The sequence below is a fragment of the Paenibacillus enshidis genome, from assembly GCF_042136365.1.
Lineage (GTDB): Bacteria > Bacillota > Bacilli > Paenibacillales > Paenibacillaceae > Paenibacillus > Paenibacillus enshidis.
This window is the reverse complement of record NZ_JBHHMI010000002.1, coordinates 94426-110645: the sequence shown is the minus strand read 5'-3', so window position 1 is coordinate 110645 and position 16220 is coordinate 94426. Positions and strand designations below refer to the sequence as shown.

The window sequence follows — 16220 nt, the reverse complement described above, 5'->3', positions numbered from 1 at the left end:
GTTGTGGGGGGATATCCATGATCCATTCAATCGAAGAAGATCTGCTGCTGACAGATGAACGCTGGCAAGCGATTATTCAAAATAATGCACATTATGATCATCAGTTTATTTACGGAGTCAAGACGACAGGCATTTTCTGCAGACCTTCCTGCAGGTCAAGGGCGCCCAGGAAAGAGCATGTTCGGATTTTTACCGATGCGAGCCAGGCTCTGTCTGTCGGCTTCAGGCCATGCAAGCGTTGCAAACCAACGGGTGAGCGGCTGCCTGACCAGGAGTGGGTGGACCAGATGACGCAATACATCGATCAAAATTATCATGAGACCATTACGCTGGACACATTGGCGGGTATTTGCCATGGGAGCCCATATCACCTGCAGCGAACCTTCAAACGGATTACAGGGATTACGCCTGTTGAGTACATTCAGCGGAAGAGAATTAGCGAGGCCATATCCATTTTGCTTCATACAGATAAATCCGTAACTGAAATAGCGGGCATAGTCGGCTTCTCCAATACTCCCTATTTCATCACCCTGTTCAAGAGAATGATAGGACAGACACCGAACGATTATCGGCGTGCTAATGAGATAAAACAAAGCGGGGGAATGGTATAATGAACATACAAACAGATGCCGAAATGTACTGGACTTTAATGACCTATAAAAATCAAAGCATTCATTTGGCCGCATCGGACAAGGGGCTTGCATTTGTCGGTTCCGGCAATGGTCCGTTCCATGAAATGGCGGATTGGTTAAAATCGCGCTTTCCTGACTGCCGACTCGTGAGGGACGACAGAAAACTGCAAATCTATTCCGATGCGCTGACAGAGTATTTGGAGGGGAAACGCAGCCGCTTTTCGCTGCCTTTGGATCTTCAGGGAACTCCTTTTCAAAAAGCGGTATGGGACGCGCTTGGCCATATACCCCATGGAGAAACAAGGACCTATTCCGAGATCGCCATACAGCTTGGCAAACCAAGCTCGGTCCGCGCCGTGGCGGCAGCAATCGGGGCGAATCCGGCCCTGATCTTTGTCCCGTGTCACCGGGTCATTGGCAAAAATGGAACATTGACGGGCTATCGCGGCGGACTTGATATGAAAAAGGAGCTTTTAACGCTGGAACATGCTGTACCGTCCGTGAACCATTTTTGATTTAAAAGAGCGAGTATTGGTGGTTAAAATTCCATCAAAAACCCGCTCTTTTTCCTGCTCTATTTACAAACATGCTGCAGTGCTGATAAAATACCGAAAAAGATAAATGAGGAGATCATCTGATGAATTTGGATGGGGTTTCAATGGAAACGGTGATCCGGCTTGAGCAGGTTTCTTACCGCAGAGAGCAGATTGAAATTCTGAAAAATATCAATTGGACCGTTCGGAAAGGCGAGCATTGGGCGCTCCTGGGCTTGAATGGCTCAGGCAAAACAACGATTCTTGATCTGATTAATGGATACATATGGCCAACACTGGGTAAGATTTCAGTCCTTGGAGAATTATACGGTTCGGTCGATGTGCGGGAAATGCGCAAACAAATCGGTTGGGTCAGTTCCTCACTGCAGGAAAGGCTGCACAGTAATGACAAAACGCAAAATATCGTGATCAGCGGAAAGCATGCCTCTATCGGTTTATATGAAAAAATAACGGAGCAAGAGGTAGAGCAAGCCCGGTCCTTGATGAACCAGCTGGGCTGCAGCCATTTGTTTGGCCGCTCTTATCAAACATGTTCGCAGGGTGAAAAGCAAAAAATCTTGATTGCCCGCGCCTTGATGGCAGCGCCAAAAATCCTTATTTTAGACGAAGCCACCAATGGCCTGGATTTCCTGTCCAGAGAGTCTCTATTGGCCAGCATTCAGCAATTGGCAGAGCAGCCGGATTCACCTACGATCCTTTATGTGACCCACCATATTGAGGAAATCATGCCTGTCTTTAATCAAACCCTGATGATTCGCAGGGGAGAAGTTTTCCGGCAAGGTCCGAGTACAGAGATTCTTATGAAAGATACCTTGTCCTCTTTCTTCGAGACGCCAATCCAGGTACAGCGGCTTAATAACAGAGCCTGGATTTCTATTCCTTAAAGCTTAATATCCTGTAAAATTGTCGTGGATGGACTTGATCGGCAGGGATTGAGGGAAAGCCATAATCTTTCAAAATAAATATACAAGTTTTGTGTTTGAAGACCGCATACCGCAGCCAGATTTGGCCGGTTATTGCGGTCTTCTTTGTTGTCAGGATTTTGAGCCTGGCCAAAGGACATTTTTTTAAGTGTTAAAAAGTATAAACTTCGAATGTACGTCGATAGAACGTTTTTATTATGCATAATATCAGCTTAACCAACCAAACTAGGTAAATCAGCAAATAGAAAATAAGACATCAGGTGATAAGAATGGAAGCGAATTCGGTTGTGGAAAACTCCTTTGGACCAAAGGAGCCGATTTCAAAGCAGCTCGATGAAAATGTGAGCAAGATCCGCTCTGTTATTGGCGAAAGCACCGATTTTATCATGCGGGAGTGGTCTTACGGCCCGAATCTGGGCTATAGAGCTGTATCCTTCTATTTTGAAACACTTATGCAAAGCTCAGAAAACTATATGAAACGTACGCTTCAGGATCTCGTCGATCACAAGGTCGGTCCGGGGATGGACAGCACGATTGAGGATCTGGTGAAGTTCTTCATGCACGATGGAGTCTCGCAAAAGAAGGCGGTCCTGCTTGACCGTATTGATCAGGCCGTGAAGGATATCATCGACGGGCATATGGTTATTTTCCTTGATCAGTGGGATAAAGCGTTAAGCTATGATGCATTCTCGGTGGAAACGAGACAGGTTACAGAACCTGTCAACGAATCCGTTGTCCAGGGACCGCGCGAGAGTACTGTAGAAAGTCTGGAAAAAAACATGGGTCTTTTGCGGATTCGTCTTAAAACACCGAGCTTCAAGATGGTTAAAGCAAGTGGCGGCGGCAAAACGAATACCGATATCGTTTATGCTTACCTCAGCGACGTAGTAGACAGCGAACTGCTTAAGGAATTCGAGAGAAGATTTGAAGCGGTCAAGCAAATGGAAGTGCTGGAAACCTCCTATATTGAGCAGATTTTGGAGGACTCGACTTTTTCTCCTTTTCCGCAGCACCAGTATACGGAACGGCCCGATGTGGTGACCGCTGCGCTGCTTAGGGGGAAAATCGCAGTGCTGGTTCAGGGCAGCAGCGGTGTGCTGTTGTGCCCAGGCTTGTTTACGGATTTTTTCCAATCCAGCGAGGACTACTATCAGCGGACGGTCATTTCGTCTTTGATTCGTTTCCTGAGGGTGTTTGCTTTTATTATCGCATTAATGCTGCCGAGCATTTATATTTCTTTGACAACGTATCATACTGAGCTTGTGCCCACTGTACTGCTGCTTGCTGTCATCAATTCACGGGAAGGAATTCCTCTCCCGGCGTTCTTCGAAGCATTGCTGATGGGGTTTTTCTTCGAGCTGCTGCGTGAAGCGGGGGTTCGGCTCCCCAGACCCGTCGGTTCTGCGGTTAGTATTGTCGGAGCTCTCATTATTGGAGATGCTGCGATCAGCGCAGGTATTGCATCGCCGATTATGGTCATTATCGTGGCCCTTACAGGTATTGCTTCCTTCGCCATTCCTCAATACGGCATTGCTATCGCACTGCGGATTCTGCAATTTCCCATGATGATCGCCGCAGCATTGCTCGGCGGATTCGGAGTGATGATTATGCTGATTCTGATTCTGCTTCATCTGACCAAGCTGCGCTCCCTTGGTCAGCCTTATCTTTCGCCATTAGCTCCCCTGAAGTTTTCACTCCTGAGGGATGTGTTTATACGGGCGCCGATCCGGATACTGCAGCGAGGTTTGAGGACACGGCAGTTTAACCGGCCGGGGAGATAAGAAAGTTACATTTTAAGAAAGAGACAAGGTGAGAGAATGCACAGATACGGGATACTCCTCTTGTTGGGGGGACTGCTGTTTGTCTCTGGCTGCTGGAGTAAGCATGAACTGGTAGAACTGGGATTCGTCCTCGGTGTAGCTCTTGATGCGGGAAAAGATGACCCAATTGAATTGACTGCTCAGATTTATCGTCCCAGTTCGGGAGGCAAGGGGCAGGTACTCTCTACAGGCCAGTCGACGATTAATGTCAAGGCTAGAAACAAAACCGTCATGGAAGCGGTCCGCGATATTCCAATGCATCTGGGAAGGAAATCCCAGTGGAGTCATATGCGGGTTATTATTGTAAGTGAGAAGCTGGCCCGCTCGCAGGATATTGGCAAGCTGCTCGATTTTTTCTATCGCGATCATGAGTCTCGCGGGGATGTGCATGTGTTGATAGCAGCCGGCCGGGCAGATGCTGCGCTCATGCTGCGGCCCAAGATCGAAAAGTCCACAAGCCAGGAGCTGCTGCGGGCAAATATGATTTCCCACAGCGCTTCAGGCAAAACATTAGCCACTACATTGCTGCAATTGGGGATTCAAGCGCGTAATGCCCATGAAGATGGCATTATTTCCTATTTGTATAAAATAAAGCCGGAACAAAAGGTATTCACGAATGCCGGTGTCGCACTTACGAAAAATGGGAAAATGGTGGGTGTGCTTTCGCCCAGGAAGGCTCAGGGGCTTGCGATGCTTCGCAATGAATTTGTGTCAGGCGTTGTCGGCTTCCCCTGTCCGGGGGAGAAGCGGAAGACGGAATCGTTAGAGGTGTTGAAACTGCAGACAAAGCTGAAGATCGAGTGGGCGGCGGGCAAGCCCTCCTACGTGAAGGCTTACACAGATGTAGATGCCGCGATCTCAGAATTAAAGTGCAGTTATATACGTACAGTGGAAGAAGAGAAAAAAATGTTGAACGCTGCCGAAAGCCAGATTAAACGAATCATGCTGGACAGCTACCATGAACTGCAGAAGCAGCGGATTGAGGCGCTAGGCATTAGTAACCAGATCTATCGTAAATATCCGCAGGCGTGGGAATCCCTGAAAGAGGACTGGGACTACCAATTCACCAAACTGCCGATTCAAGTGAATGTTACGATCAAGTTAACTACCCCTGGAACAAGCAATACAATACCGCTTTTATAGAAAAACGTCTATTGACGTACATTCACAGAAGACAGAACGCGATTAGCGGAAATTTTTCTTGCGATATTAGGATAACGGGCAGAAATAAAGGGGTTTTCATATGAGGGAACGGATATTTGTGATGGTTTTGGTTTACATTGCAGTTTTGGTGTATGGATTTCTTAACCGGAACAAGGTGACAGCTTCAAGAGATCGGCTTGTGTATGTAGTCCTTCTGGTTGGATCATTATACCTGTCCCTTGATTTTATAGTGAATCAGGATTGGCCGGATACTACTGATTTCATACCCGGCTTCATCAGGGAGATGGCAAAGAAGATTGATTCTTTTTTGAATGTAAAAATGTGGGAAATATCCATTCGGTGAAAGGGGAAGAAGTATGGACAAGGAACAGACGATAAGCTCGGGCCAGTTAAGTATCCTGTTTTTTGTATTTATGACGGGCTCCGCCATTATTAATGTTCCGGGTCCGCTTGTTTTGCGGGCGGGTAATGGTGCCTGGCTGTCCCTCATCCTTGCAGGCATGATCGGAGCCGGAGTACTGACCTGCATGCTGTATCTTCACCGCAAGTACCCCGGGTTGAATTACATAGCTTACAGCAGGAAGCTGGTGGGGCCGTTTTTTACTTACTTATTCGGTTTCATGGCCATGTTCTTTCTGCACTATATGCAATCGGCCATTGTACTGGATGCCGGGTTATTCATGGTCACCTCCATGCTAAGGGAAACACCATTGTATGCATTTAACTTCCTGCTCTTTATGGTGGCCGCATTGACTGCTCGTGCAGGTATTGAAGTGATGGCAAGGATGTTTACGTTAATTATCGGGTTAGTAGTATTTAGTACGACCACAGTCCTGCTGCTGGCCATTCCCCTCTACCATGTGGACTATTTGCTCCCGATATTGCCCAAAGGAATAAAGCCGGTGATGCACGGAACATACACTGCGTCAGGCTTTCCTTACATGGAGGCGATTTTATTCGCCATGCTGCTTCCGTGTGTACGCGCCGATCAACGGAGAAAGACAGGAAAGTATATGTTCCTGTCCCTGGGACTAAATATTATTCTGCTGTGTATTTCAACGGTATGTGCCATCATGACCATGGGTCCGCTGACAGGGGATACCATGTATAGTTTATTTGCGCTCGCCCGGCTGATTGAGTTTCAGGAGATTATTCAGCGAATCGAATCGGTAATAGGAATGTCGCTTATTGCCGATTCTTATATGAAAGCTGCCATTACACTTTACGTGCTGAATGCCTTATTGTGCGAGTTGTTCCATATCCGGGATCGGACGATATTGATTTTGCCATTGGCCTTGATCGGCTTTCTTAATACGCTGGTCATCTTTGATGGAACAACGGAATGGTTCAATCTGGTATTTGTGATACACCCTGTATGGAACTTCTTTTTCTTGACGCTCCCGCTGCTCATCCTTACTTTGATCGCGGCCATCCGAAAGCGGAAATAGGCTATAGTTATAAATTAGAAATTATGGATTTTGTTTCACAATTTGATCTGCGGTGCGTATAGCCAGCGCGATGACAGACAGTGCCGGATTGGAGGCTCCCATCGAAGGCAGCACACTTGCATCCGCCACATACAAACCCGGTACGCCGTGGATTTGCCCGAACTGATCCGTCGCCGAGGTGTTCGGGTCTTCGCCCATACGGCAGGTGCCGGCATCATGGTTATCGGCTCCCGGCGGCATCAGGCAGATCGAAGGAACGCCGTCTGTCGTCTCCAGTTGCATTTGCATCGCTCCAGCCGATTGAACGGCAGCGTCATACATTTGCTCAATAATAGCCTCGTCTTTGGCACTGTAAGAGAAGTTGACCTGCAGCTCTGGCATTCCATAGGCATCTTGCCGATTTGGATCAATGAAGACCCGGTTTTCATACCTTGGCTCCACGACACCGGATATATAGTAATCGGTGATGTTCCAAACATGCTTATCCGGCCTGGTCAGATAATGATAGTCAAAATATTGCTCCGGTCCTTGAATTTGAATCCGGTAAGGACGATTCTCAAGCTCGGGAATCACAATGCCAAGCGTTCCCAGCGGATCAGGGAAGCTGGTGGTATTCAGAGTAGCCCTTACAACCAGATAGGAATGGTTGAGCAGATACCTGCCAATGGCGCTCCCCTGAATGCCGGAATTGAGCAAAATACGCGGGGTCTGCAGGGCGCTGGCGGACAGGATAACCGTTTTCGCTTTAATAACATGAGACCTTTTGTCCGGGGTGATCACACGAATTCCTGCTGCTCTTCCTCCTTCAGTCAGGACTTCGGCACAATAAGTATCGACTGCCAGATCAAAGGAACGGTGGTTCAAGGCTTTCGCCAACAGGTTAATGGTGCTGGAAAAGACATTGGAATTGACCTTGCCCAGCAAGGTTGGAGACAGATCAGCCGCAATGGGGATATCATCTGCATTGGCAAACCCTTGTCTGCGAAGCCGTTCCAGCAGAATTTGCGTAATCAAAGAATTTCTTGTGTATTCCTGTGTGACACTCATAACCTCTTCGGCAATGTTATAATACAAAACCATCTCGGAAGGGGAGATCGGCCAGTTCTTTGCAATATCAAAATCAGGAACCCGGGGAGTGATGCACCCCCATAAAGTGCCTCTGCCACCTAATGCGTATATTAGCTTAAGTCCGCTAAACTGCGGAAGACGGTCGCCAACCAGATCCGTAATTTGTGAAGGGCGGAATAATCGGAAATTGACTCCGTCCATCGTTGACACGTTCATGATGTGGGTCGCCAGATACTGCGGTCCCCGCTCCACCATCCCGATACGTTTGCCGTTCTGGCCCCACTGCTCGCATAACCGCCACAGAGCCGCGCAGCCCCCAATACCGGAGCCCACAATAAGAACATCGTATTCGGTCGCGGCCATTTCCTCCGCAGATGAAAGAGGTATCCAATTGTGAATAAACGCTTCCGGCGGCGGAGGCGGGCAGTAGGGAGGGATCACCCGGGGGGCAGAAGAGGCAAGTGGGGATGGAATCCGAACCTGCATGCCAGTAATCATACGATCAGGACGGTCAATATGCGGATTGCTGGACATCAACTGATCGATGCCGATTTGGTAATGACTCGCCAGACGGTACAGTGTATCTCCTTCGCCTGCTACATAGATTCTCACAACACTGCAACTCCTTCTAGTCGAAAATAATCACCCTTTTATACGTATGATTCATTGCCCTGCTTAATACCATAAACTATAGCCACAACTGTGACCCGTGCCAAGAAGGGGGAGGATGCAGCTCATGAAAATGCATAAGCCGTACGGGGCTTCCGGTCGAATCGTTCCGATACGTGTCACCATCTGGAACGAATATGTTCATGAACGAATAAATCCGTTAGTCGCACGCCACTATCCGCAAGGTATCCATGAAGCGCTTGCAGCAGGAATCGGGCCATACGGATTTGGACTGCGGACCGCAACACTGGCGGAGCCGGAGCATGGACTGAGCAATGAAGTTCTGAACGAGACGGATGTGCTCATCTGGTGGGGGCATCTGGCCCATGATCAAGTATCCGATGAAATCGTAACTCGCATTCAGATGAGGGTGCTTCAAGGAATGGGGCTGATTGTACTTCACGCGGGACACCGGTCGAAAATTTTCAAGCGGCTCATGGGGACGACTTGTGACTTGAAGTGGCGGGAGGATGCCGAAAGGGAGCGGCTCTGGGTCGTGGACCCGTCTCATCCGATCACTCACGGAATCGGTGAGTATTTTGAAATAGAAGAGGAGGAAATGTACGGTGAGTTCTTCGACATTCCGGCACCGGATCAACTCGTCTTTATCAGCTGGTTTCAGGGAGGGGAGTTATTCCGCAGCGGATGCGTGTTTCAGCGTGGATTAGGGAAGATATTTTATTTCCGGCCAGGTCATGAGACATATCCAACCTACTACCATCCGCAGGTACTGCGGGTTATTGCCAATGCCGTCTTCTGGGCCGCCACGCCTCACGGTGCACAGCCCACATATGGAGAGGTCCCCCCGCTGGAGTCTATGCCTGGCCACCCCCTGAAGGGACGCCCGTAAGCCTGGGCGATTCAAGCCAAAAAAAGCTGTGCCGACGAGTGGTCGGCATGTTTTTTTTGCGCTTCCTGCAAGGCAATTTCTCAGCTATCGTCGGAAGTTTTACTTTGAAGCACAGTTTGGATTGTAAAATTTAAAAATACAACGTATACTAATTATATTGATAATGATAATCATTTACATAAAAATGCTTGTTAAGACTTTGGAATGGTGAGGAGAACGATGAGTACAAATCATATATTCGATGTAACTATAATAGGCGGTGGGCCTGCAGGTTTATATTCTGCTTTCTACAGCGGATTACGCGGTTTGAAAACCAAGATTATTGAATATCAGCCTAGACTGGGCGGCAAGGTGCATGTGTATCCGGAGAAAATGATTTGGGACGTCGGCGGACTGGCTCCGGTTCCCGGGGCCAAGCTGATCGAGCAGCTGGTTCAGCAGGGATTAACGTTTAATCCGGAAGTGCTGCTGAACGAGAAGGTAGAGTCCCTTGCCCGCAATGAAGAGGGACTATTTGAATTGTACACCGCGACCTCAGGCGTGCATCTGTCCAGGACGGTTATTGTCGCCGTCGGTGGCGGCATCCTGAACCCGCAGAAGCTTGAGATTGAGGGCGCGGAGCGCTTCGAAGTGTCCAATCTGAATTACACGGTAAAATCACTGCAATATTTCAAGGACAAAACGGTCATCGTATCCGGCGGAGGCAATTCGGCTGTGGATTGGGCCAACGAGTTGGAGCCTGTCGCAAAGAAAGTATACCTGGCTTACCGTAAAGAGGCGTTAAGCGGGCATGAGGCGCAGGTGGAACAGCTCCTGAACAGCTCGGCAACCTGTTTTTTTCATACACAGATTACAAAGCTGATGGCCTGTGATAATCATGAAATGATTGAGAGCGTGGAACTGACTAACAACGAAACCGGTGAGGTCCAGACGCTGTCTGTGGATGAGATTATTATTAACCATGGATATGAACGGGATATTTCGCTGCTGGAGAATAGCCCGCTGGATATCAATCTGGTGGACAACTACTATATTGAGGGAACGGCCAACAGCCAGTCTTCCATTCCGGGGCTGTATGCTGCGGGAGATATTCTCCATTATGACGGGAAGCTGCATCTGATTGCCGGAGCCTTCCAGGATGCTGCCAACGCTGTGAACAGCGCGAAGCGCTTTATCGATCCGGAAGCGCATAAGAGCGCGATGGTATCATCGCATAACGAGATGTTTAAAGAGCGCAACCGTGAGCTTATCAAGCAAATGATCAAATAGCAGGCATGTTTTCCTCCTGACAGAAGAGAGCCCGATGTAACGGGCTTTTTTCTGATATAATCAGGTCTAGATGCCTGAGTGCTCTATGTCATTCCAGGAGGTAGTATAGAAAATGGACTATGTATTTTCAAACCGTATTGCATCGCTTCAGCCCTCGATCATTCGTGAAATTTTGAAAGCGAGCTCGGGTCATAATGTCATTCCTTTTTCCGCAGGCAATCCGGCGGCAGAAACCTTTCCGGTAGAGGTGATCAGCTCCTTTACGCAAGAGATTCTTACCCAAGACCCTGTGGCGGCTCTGCAGTATGGAGTAACGGAGGGTTATAGTCCGCTGCGTGAAACGCTGAAGGTACAGTTAAAAGAACGCTTTGACATGGGACAGCCGCAGGATGATCTTTTCATCGTCTCCGGTGCGCAGCAGGGGATAGAACTGGCCTGTAAGGTGCTGTGCAACGAAGGGGATACGATTATTTGTGAAAGTCCAAGCTTTATCGGTTCACTGAACTCTTTCCGATCTTCGGGAGCAAGGCTCGTCGGGGTTCCGATGGAGAGCGATGGCATACATATCGAAATGCTGGAGCAAGCGCTTAAAACGGAGAAAAACGTAAAGCTCGTTTACCTGATCCCTAGCTTCCAAAATCCGACCGGTATTACGACAAGCCTGGAAAAGCGCAAGGCTGTCTATACGCTTGCCAAGAAATACGGGGTCATGATTCTGGAGGATAACCCATACGGCGAGTTAAGGTTCAAAGGCACTGATGTGCCGACTATCAAGTCGATGGATGACGAGGGTCTGGTCATTTACGTCGGGTCTTTCTCCAAAGTTCTTTCTCCCGGCCTGCGTGTCGGGTTTGTCTTGGCTCCTTCGGAGGTCATGCAAAAAATGGTCGTGGCCAAGCAGGGGGAGGATGTGCATACCGCCATGCTGCCTCAAATCCTGGCTCACAAATTTATGACAGAGTACGATTACCAAGGTCATATCGAGAGCATCCGGGAAATTTATCGGCGAAAATGCACGCTGATGACGGAGCATTTGGAAAAATTAATGGGTGACAGCATTACCTACACAAATCCGGATGGCGGACTATTCCTGTGGTGCAGCTTGCCAGAATCCGTGCCGATGTTGGAGTATTGTAAAACAGCGGCAGCGAAGGGAGTGGCCGTTGTTCCGGGCACAGCCTTCCTGGTACAGGAAAATGAGCCATGCAATTCGTTTCGCATCAACTTCTCGACTCCTTCGGATGAGCAGATTGTGAAGGGGATCGAAATCCTGAGCACGGTCTGATCCGGGTATTACTTTTGTATGTTATGAGGCGCTCCGAGAACGAATCTCTGTGATTTCTATTTTGGAAAAAGATCAAGAACGAAAGAGCATGTTACTTGAACAGATAATTCGCTTTAGGGAATCTTCCTCAAAAGCGAAGGTATCTCTCAGATGGCACCAAAATGAATTAGAAAGAGCGGGTATTGGTGGAAATTGGAACACCGATACTCGCTCTTTCACATTAAAAAAGGTATTTTCTTACACTTAACCTAAGTTAACAACAGGGGCTACGTAGTAATGAAACTCAGCCGAAACCTCGAATCCTACCGACTGGTATAGGTTTAAAGCACGCTTATTTTCAGTGACTACACTGAGACGGATGTGGGTGTTGCACTTGGCAAGCAGCATGCTGACTACACTAGCGAGAATTTCGCGCCCGTAACCTTTGCCCTGGCATGAGGAAAGCACACAAAAATCATGAATGACAGCAGTATTTGCAGCAATATGATTAACCCTGATCATCCCGATCGGCGTGAGTCCGTCCAAGGCGATGTAAGTAACACGCTCAGGCTCGTTTGTATGCAAAAAATAGCTTCGTGTCCAGGTTTCCGAATCGCCAAAGGCTTGTGATGAGCACTGAACCATAAACTCGAAATCCCGGGCTTCTGCCTGTCTTACAGTCAGGCCGGTACGATGCGGTTCGTCCGTCGGCAAACGGCTCAGGTTCATAGTGAACTCAGATGATGAAAGGTCGGCCCCCAAGGGCCGTATACAAGTTATGCCGGGCCGGGAATTCGCAGGGATTCTAAACCGGCATTTCTGGATACCCCTGGCTTTCAGCTCAGCGACGACACTTTTCAATAACTTGCGAAAAATGCCTTGGCGCCGGTATTCCGGATGAACCATACCATTGATATTGGCTTCAATTTCATCTGATGTATACCAACTGACAAAGCCAATAAGCTGATCACCATGATGGCATAAAAACGCGTGATCTCCCCCGTCTGCCTTCAGACTTTCTATGCCGACCCTCAAGCTTGATCCATCAAAATGTTTACACAGTTGTTCCAGCATTCGGATTCGTTCAATCTGATGAGCTGAGAAGTCCATCATTTTAACTATTTGGTAATCGTTCAAAATACGCCCTCATTAGAGGAAGGAAACACGCAGTTTACGGACGAGCAGGCGCTGTCCTTCCAAAGTCTGTCCGCTTATTCATGGTTGCCATGATAACGCCCCCCATGGTCATTTGATCATCATTGTATCTTATTTACGCAGCAAAGTCAGGTGTTCGTAAAATTTGAAACCTCAGGAGCTGCATGCGGCACTATAAATTTCAGATTTTTTATAGTGAGCTTGATTTTCAGAAAACTATATTGTAATATTCGAATATATAAATAAAAGGATGTGAAGGCGGGGACTTTATGAATAGTAATTTCAAAGCATACACACAGACTGCTGAAATCCTGAAAGCAATCGCTCATCCAGTTAGACTTTGCATTCTCAACGGCCTGCTTGAGAAAGGAAGCTGTAATGTTACTTATATGCAGGAATGTTTGGAGCTTCCACAATCTACCGTGTCCCAGCATCTGCAGAAGCTTCGCTCCTTGGGGATCGTGGAAACCGAGCGGAACGGTCTTGAAATCAATTACTCCGTAAAGGATGAGAAAATCAAACAGCTTATTACATTATTTTTGGGGGTAGAGCAATCATGAGTAAAAAAGTACTAATCGTCGGCGGAGTGGCAGGGGGAGCTTCGGCCGCAGCCCGTCTCCGCAGACTGGATGAAGAGGCGCATATTATCATGTTTGAAAGGGATCCGTATATTTCTTTTGCCAATTGCGGTCTTCCTTATTATATTGGCGGCTCCATTCAGGATCGTTCCAAGCTGCTGATACAAACACCCGAGGCCATGCATAAACGCTTTAATATCGATGTTCGCACACAGAGCGAGGTGATTTCCATCGATCCGCTCAATAAAAAGGTGCGTGTGCAGAATCTGGAGCTTGGCAGCTATGAAGAGAGTTATGACGCCCTAATCCTGTCCCCTGGTGCTAAACCGATCCGCCCGGATCTGCCGGGCATACAAAGTTCCAGGATTCACACCCTGCGGAACATCCCGGATACCGATAAAATCAAGAGCAGAGTTCAAGAAGAAGGGACCCGCTCTGCGGTTGTCATTGGCGGTGGTTTTATTGGCGTGGAGATGGCGGAGAACCTTAGGGAGGCCGGTTTGGAAGTAACCTTAATTCAGGCAGGGCAGCAACTGCTGACGGCATTTGATCCTGAAATGGCTTCCGTGTTAGCCAAAGAGTTGGAAGATCAGGGTGTGCGGCTGATATTCTCCGACAAGGTCCAGGGATTCGAGGAAAAAGCAGGGCAGGTCATCACCCGGTTGGCGAGCGGCATGGTACTGCAGAGTGAGATTGTGCTGCTGGCTACCGGGGTTACGCCAGATACCGCGTTTCTGAAGGACAGCGGATTGCAGTTCGACCCGCAGGGGCATATTCTGGTGAATGAACGAATGGAGACCAACCAGCAAGATGTGTATGCAGTCGGTGACGCAGTGCAGGTCGTTGATTTCGTGAATGGTGGGAAAACTGCAATTCCGCTCGCAGGGCCGGCCAACAAGCAGGGAAGAATAGCGGCTGACAATATCTGCGGTCTTGGCACCACCTATAAGGGCTCGCAAGGGACATCCATTATTAAAGTTTTTGGCCTGACCGGTGCAGCAACTGGCAGTAATGAGAAAACGTTGCAGCGTCTCGACATTCCTTATCATGTGGTTTATGTGCATCCGAGCTCACACGCTTCGTATTATCCAGGCGCGACTCCCATTTCATTAAAGCTCCTGTTCGATCAGCAGGGCAAGGTGCTGGGAGCGCAAGCTGTTGGTTATGACGGGGTGGACAAACGAATCGATGATATTGCAACGGTGATCCGGTTTAGAGGCAATGTCATGGATTTGGCCGAACTGGAACTGGCGTATGCCCCGCCGTATTCCTCGGCCAAGGACCCAGTGAATATGGCGGGTTATGCAGCGGAAAATGTTCTGCATGGCCTGACAGAGGTGTTGCTTCCGTCGGCATTGGCTGAACGCGACCCGGACAAGGTCATGCTGGTGGATGTCCGGACAGAGATAGAATATATGAATGGACATATTGAAGGGGCCGTAAACATTCCGGTGGATGATCTCCGTGCCCGTCTGAGCGAATTGGACTCATCAAAAGAAATATGGGTGTACTGTCAAGTCGGGTTGAGAGGTTATACAGCATCCCGGATTCTTACACAAAAAGGGTATCGGGTAAAAAATCTGACTGGCGGATATAAAACCTATCAAATGAGCAGATATACACCAAAGAAGGCGGATATGCAACCGATTGAGCATGAAACCTCCCACACTACCGCCAACACTACCAGCCATGCAACCACCAACAATGAAATACTGGCGGTCACATCGGCATCCATTCCCCCTGCAGCTCCCGATATTGTTCTGGATGCTTGCGGGCTCAGTTGCCCAGGACCGCTCATCCAGGTGAAACAAACTATCGACACGATGCAGGAAGGGCAGGTGCTCAAGGTTACCGCGTCAGATCCGGGTTTCCAGGAGGATATTAAGGCATGGGCACAGATGTCTCGAAATGAGCTTCTTCAATTAAGCAAAAGGCCGGACGGCATGATCGAAGCCTACCTAAGCAAAAGGAGCAACACCCCGGAGGCTGATCCCGGCCAAGCGCCGGTCATGTCCGGTGAAGGGAGCACGATGGTTGTATTTAGCGGGGACCTGGATAAAGCTATTGCATCCTTCATCATTGCTAATGGAGCTGCAGCAAGCGGCAAGAAGGTAACGATGTTCTTTACTTTCTGGGGCCTGAATATCATCCGTAAGCATCATAAGGTGCCTGTTTCGAAAAGCATGATAGGCAAAGTCTTCGGAATGTTAATGCCCCGTGGCAGTCATAAGCTGGCTTTGTCCAAAATGAATATGGTGGGAATGGGCCCCCGGATGATCCGTTCATTAATGAAGAGCAAAAATGTGCCTTCATTAGAGGAGTTGATCCAGACAGCTATGGATCAGGGAGTGGAGATGATTGCCTGCCAGATGTCCATGGATCTGATGGGTATAGACCGCAAAGAGTTAGTTGATGGAATAGGAATCGGGGGAGTAGGCGCTTACCTTGGCAAAGCCGAGCAAGCCGGTCACAATTTGTTTATCTGATTTTTAATCTTCGATATATGCCATGAACCGTCCGCTAAACCGGGCGGTTTGTTTTTTGTCGTAAATTTATACATAGAAAAATGTCGGTATAGTCAATGAATGTGATGCTGACCAACGTCAAGGCTCTTTTCGTCCTTTAAAGCTGGTTGAGAGACTGGACCGCGGAATTCGACTTGGTGGCTGTAGGGAGAGCCTTGCTGGTGGACCACGCATGGGCAGCCAAGATTCGCGATGGCCGGCTGAATGAGCTAAAACCATTTACTGCAGAAGCAGCACAGGTTTTGTATTAATAAGTTAAAAGAGAAGTAAAACTGTCAGCGTGAGCTGGCAGTTTCTTTTT

14 protein-coding genes and 1 pseudogene are annotated in these 16220 nt (G+C 48.4%); 13 read left to right on the top strand and 2 right to left on the bottom strand.

The genetic code is table 11. The annotated features are described in order from the left end of the window. The first annotated feature begins 17 nt into the window (after window positions 1–17). The 7 genes from ACE41H_RS03065 (at window position 18) to ACE41H_RS03035 (ending at window position 6541) form a co-directional block, all read left to right on the top strand. On the top strand, window positions 18–611 hold the full coding sequence (locus ACE41H_RS03065) for a bifunctional transcriptional activator/DNA repair enzyme AdaA (protein ID WP_375353308.1): 594 nt from the start codon (window positions 18–20) through the stop codon (window positions 609–611). Next, on the top strand, window positions 611–1147 hold the full coding sequence (locus ACE41H_RS03060) for a methylated-DNA--[protein]-cysteine S-methyltransferase (protein WP_375353307.1): 537 nt from the start codon (window positions 611–613) through the stop codon (window positions 1145–1147). The genes ACE41H_RS03065 and ACE41H_RS03060 overlap by 1 nt, the downstream gene beginning before the upstream one ends. A 143-nt stretch (window positions 1148–1290) precedes the next feature. Continuing rightward, the gene (locus tag ACE41H_RS03055; RefSeq protein WP_375353594.1) at window positions 1291–2070 is read left to right on the top strand and encodes an ABC transporter ATP-binding protein; all 780 of its coding nucleotides are present in this window, start codon (window positions 1291–1293) and stop codon (window positions 2068–2070) included. Between the two features lie 308 nt (window positions 2071–2378). Next, on the top strand, window positions 2379–3890 hold the full coding sequence (locus ACE41H_RS03050; protein WP_375353305.1) for a spore germination protein: 1512 nt from the start codon (window positions 2379–2381) through the stop codon (window positions 3888–3890). A 36-nt stretch (window positions 3891–3926) separates the two neighbouring features. Then, a complete protein-coding gene (locus ACE41H_RS03045; protein ID WP_375353304.1) occupies window positions 3927–5072 on the top strand; it encodes a Ger(x)C family spore germination protein in 1146 nt (381 codons plus the stop codon). Window positions 5073–5172: 100 nt separating this feature from the next. Continuing rightward, on the top strand, window positions 5173–5436 hold the full coding sequence (locus ACE41H_RS03040) for a hypothetical protein (RefSeq protein ID WP_375353302.1): 264 nt from the start codon (window positions 5173–5175) through the stop codon (window positions 5434–5436). Between the two features lie 13 nt (window positions 5437–5449). Beyond that, entirely contained in the window at window positions 5450–6541 is a 1092-nt protein-coding gene (locus ACE41H_RS03035) for a GerAB/ArcD/ProY family transporter (protein ID WP_375353301.1), read from the top strand. 21 nt (window positions 6542–6562) lie between these two features. Here the strand turns inward: ACE41H_RS03035 and ACE41H_RS03030 are convergent, their stop codons facing one another. Continuing rightward, window positions 6563–8221, bottom strand: a complete 1659-nt coding sequence (locus ACE41H_RS03030) for a GMC oxidoreductase (protein WP_375353300.1) — start codon at window positions 8219–8221, stop codon at window positions 6563–6565. A 124-nt stretch (window positions 8222–8345) separates the two neighbouring features. On the opposite strand from ACE41H_RS03030, the gene ACE41H_RS03025 reads away from it, so the two are divergent. The 3 genes from ACE41H_RS03025 (at window position 8346) to ACE41H_RS03015 (ending at window position 11682) form a co-directional block, all read left to right on the top strand. Then, the gene (locus ACE41H_RS03025; RefSeq protein WP_375353299.1) at window positions 8346–9128 is read left to right on the top strand and encodes a ThuA domain-containing protein; all 783 of its coding nucleotides are present in this window, start codon (window positions 8346–8348) and stop codon (window positions 9126–9128) included. A gap of 219 nt (window positions 9129–9347) precedes the next feature. Next, the gene (locus ACE41H_RS03020; RefSeq protein WP_375353298.1) at window positions 9348–10397 is read left to right on the top strand and encodes an NAD(P)/FAD-dependent oxidoreductase; all 1050 of its coding nucleotides are present in this window, start codon (window positions 9348–9350) and stop codon (window positions 10395–10397) included. 112 nt (window positions 10398–10509) lie between these two features. Further along, window positions 10510–11682 carry an aminotransferase-like domain-containing protein gene (locus tag ACE41H_RS03015; RefSeq protein ID WP_375353297.1) on the top strand — a complete coding sequence of 391 codons (1173 nt, stop codon included), beginning with the start codon at window positions 10510–10512 and terminating at the stop codon, window positions 11680–11682. Between the two features lie 243 nt (window positions 11683–11925). On the opposite strand, the gene ACE41H_RS03010 is transcribed toward ACE41H_RS03015, so the two are convergent. Further along, the gene (locus tag ACE41H_RS03010; RefSeq protein ID WP_375353296.1) at window positions 11926–12798 is read right to left on the bottom strand and encodes a GNAT family N-acetyltransferase; all 873 of its coding nucleotides are present in this window, start codon (window positions 12796–12798) and stop codon (window positions 11926–11928) included. Between the two features lie 287 nt (window positions 12799–13085). On the opposite strand from ACE41H_RS03010, the gene ACE41H_RS03005 reads away from it, so the two are divergent. The 3 genes and pseudogenes from ACE41H_RS03005 to ACE41H_RS02995 form a co-directional block, all read left to right on the top strand. Continuing rightward, the gene (locus tag ACE41H_RS03005) at window positions 13086–13376 is read left to right on the top strand and encodes an ArsR/SmtB family transcription factor (RefSeq protein WP_375353294.1); all 291 of its coding nucleotides are present in this window, start codon (window positions 13086–13088) and stop codon (window positions 13374–13376) included. Beyond that, window positions 13373–15880, top strand: a complete 2508-nt coding sequence (locus ACE41H_RS03000; RefSeq protein WP_375353293.1) for an FAD-dependent oxidoreductase — start codon at window positions 13373–13375, stop codon at window positions 15878–15880. The genes ACE41H_RS03005 and ACE41H_RS03000 overlap by 4 nt, the downstream gene beginning before the upstream one ends. A 164-nt stretch (window positions 15881–16044) precedes the next feature. Further along, window positions 16045–16170 (top strand): annotated as a pseudogene (locus ACE41H_RS02995) (12-oxophytodienoate reductase); the annotation flags it as partial. Window positions 16171–16220: the final 50 nt, after the last annotated feature.

What these genes read in the sequence shown, in the direction of transcription:
- ACE41H_RS03065 (WP_375353308.1), top strand. Translation starts at nt 18, where the DNA reads ATGATCCATTCAATCGAAGAAGATCTGCTGCTGACAGATGAACGCTGG.
- ACE41H_RS03060 (WP_375353307.1), top strand. Translation starts at nt 611, where the DNA reads ATGAACATACAAACAGATGCCGAAATGTACTGGACTTTAATGACCTAT.
- ACE41H_RS03055 (WP_375353594.1), top strand. Translation starts at nt 1,291, where the DNA reads ATGGAAACGGTGATCCGGCTTGAGCAGGTTTCTTACCGCAGAGAGCAG.
- ACE41H_RS03050 (WP_375353305.1), top strand. Translation starts at nt 2,379, where the DNA reads ATGGAAGCGAATTCGGTTGTGGAAAACTCCTTTGGACCAAAGGAGCCG.
- ACE41H_RS03045 (WP_375353304.1), top strand. Translation starts at nt 3,927, where the DNA reads ATGCACAGATACGGGATACTCCTCTTGTTGGGGGGACTGCTGTTTGTC.
- ACE41H_RS03040 (WP_375353302.1), top strand. Translation starts at nt 5,173, where the DNA reads ATGAGGGAACGGATATTTGTGATGGTTTTGGTTTACATTGCAGTTTTG.
- ACE41H_RS03035 (WP_375353301.1), top strand. Translation starts at nt 5,450, where the DNA reads ATGGACAAGGAACAGACGATAAGCTCGGGCCAGTTAAGTATCCTGTTT.
- ACE41H_RS03025 (WP_375353299.1), top strand. Translation starts at nt 8,346, where the DNA reads ATGAAAATGCATAAGCCGTACGGGGCTTCCGGTCGAATCGTTCCGATA.
- ACE41H_RS03020 (WP_375353298.1), top strand. Translation starts at nt 9,348, where the DNA reads ATGAGTACAAATCATATATTCGATGTAACTATAATAGGCGGTGGGCCT.
- ACE41H_RS03015 (WP_375353297.1), top strand. Translation starts at nt 10,510, where the DNA reads ATGGACTATGTATTTTCAAACCGTATTGCATCGCTTCAGCCCTCGATC.
- ACE41H_RS03005 (WP_375353294.1), top strand. Translation starts at nt 13,086, where the DNA reads ATGAATAGTAATTTCAAAGCATACACACAGACTGCTGAAATCCTGAAA.
- ACE41H_RS03000 (WP_375353293.1), top strand. Translation starts at nt 13,373, where the DNA reads ATGAGTAAAAAAGTACTAATCGTCGGCGGAGTGGCAGGGGGAGCTTCG.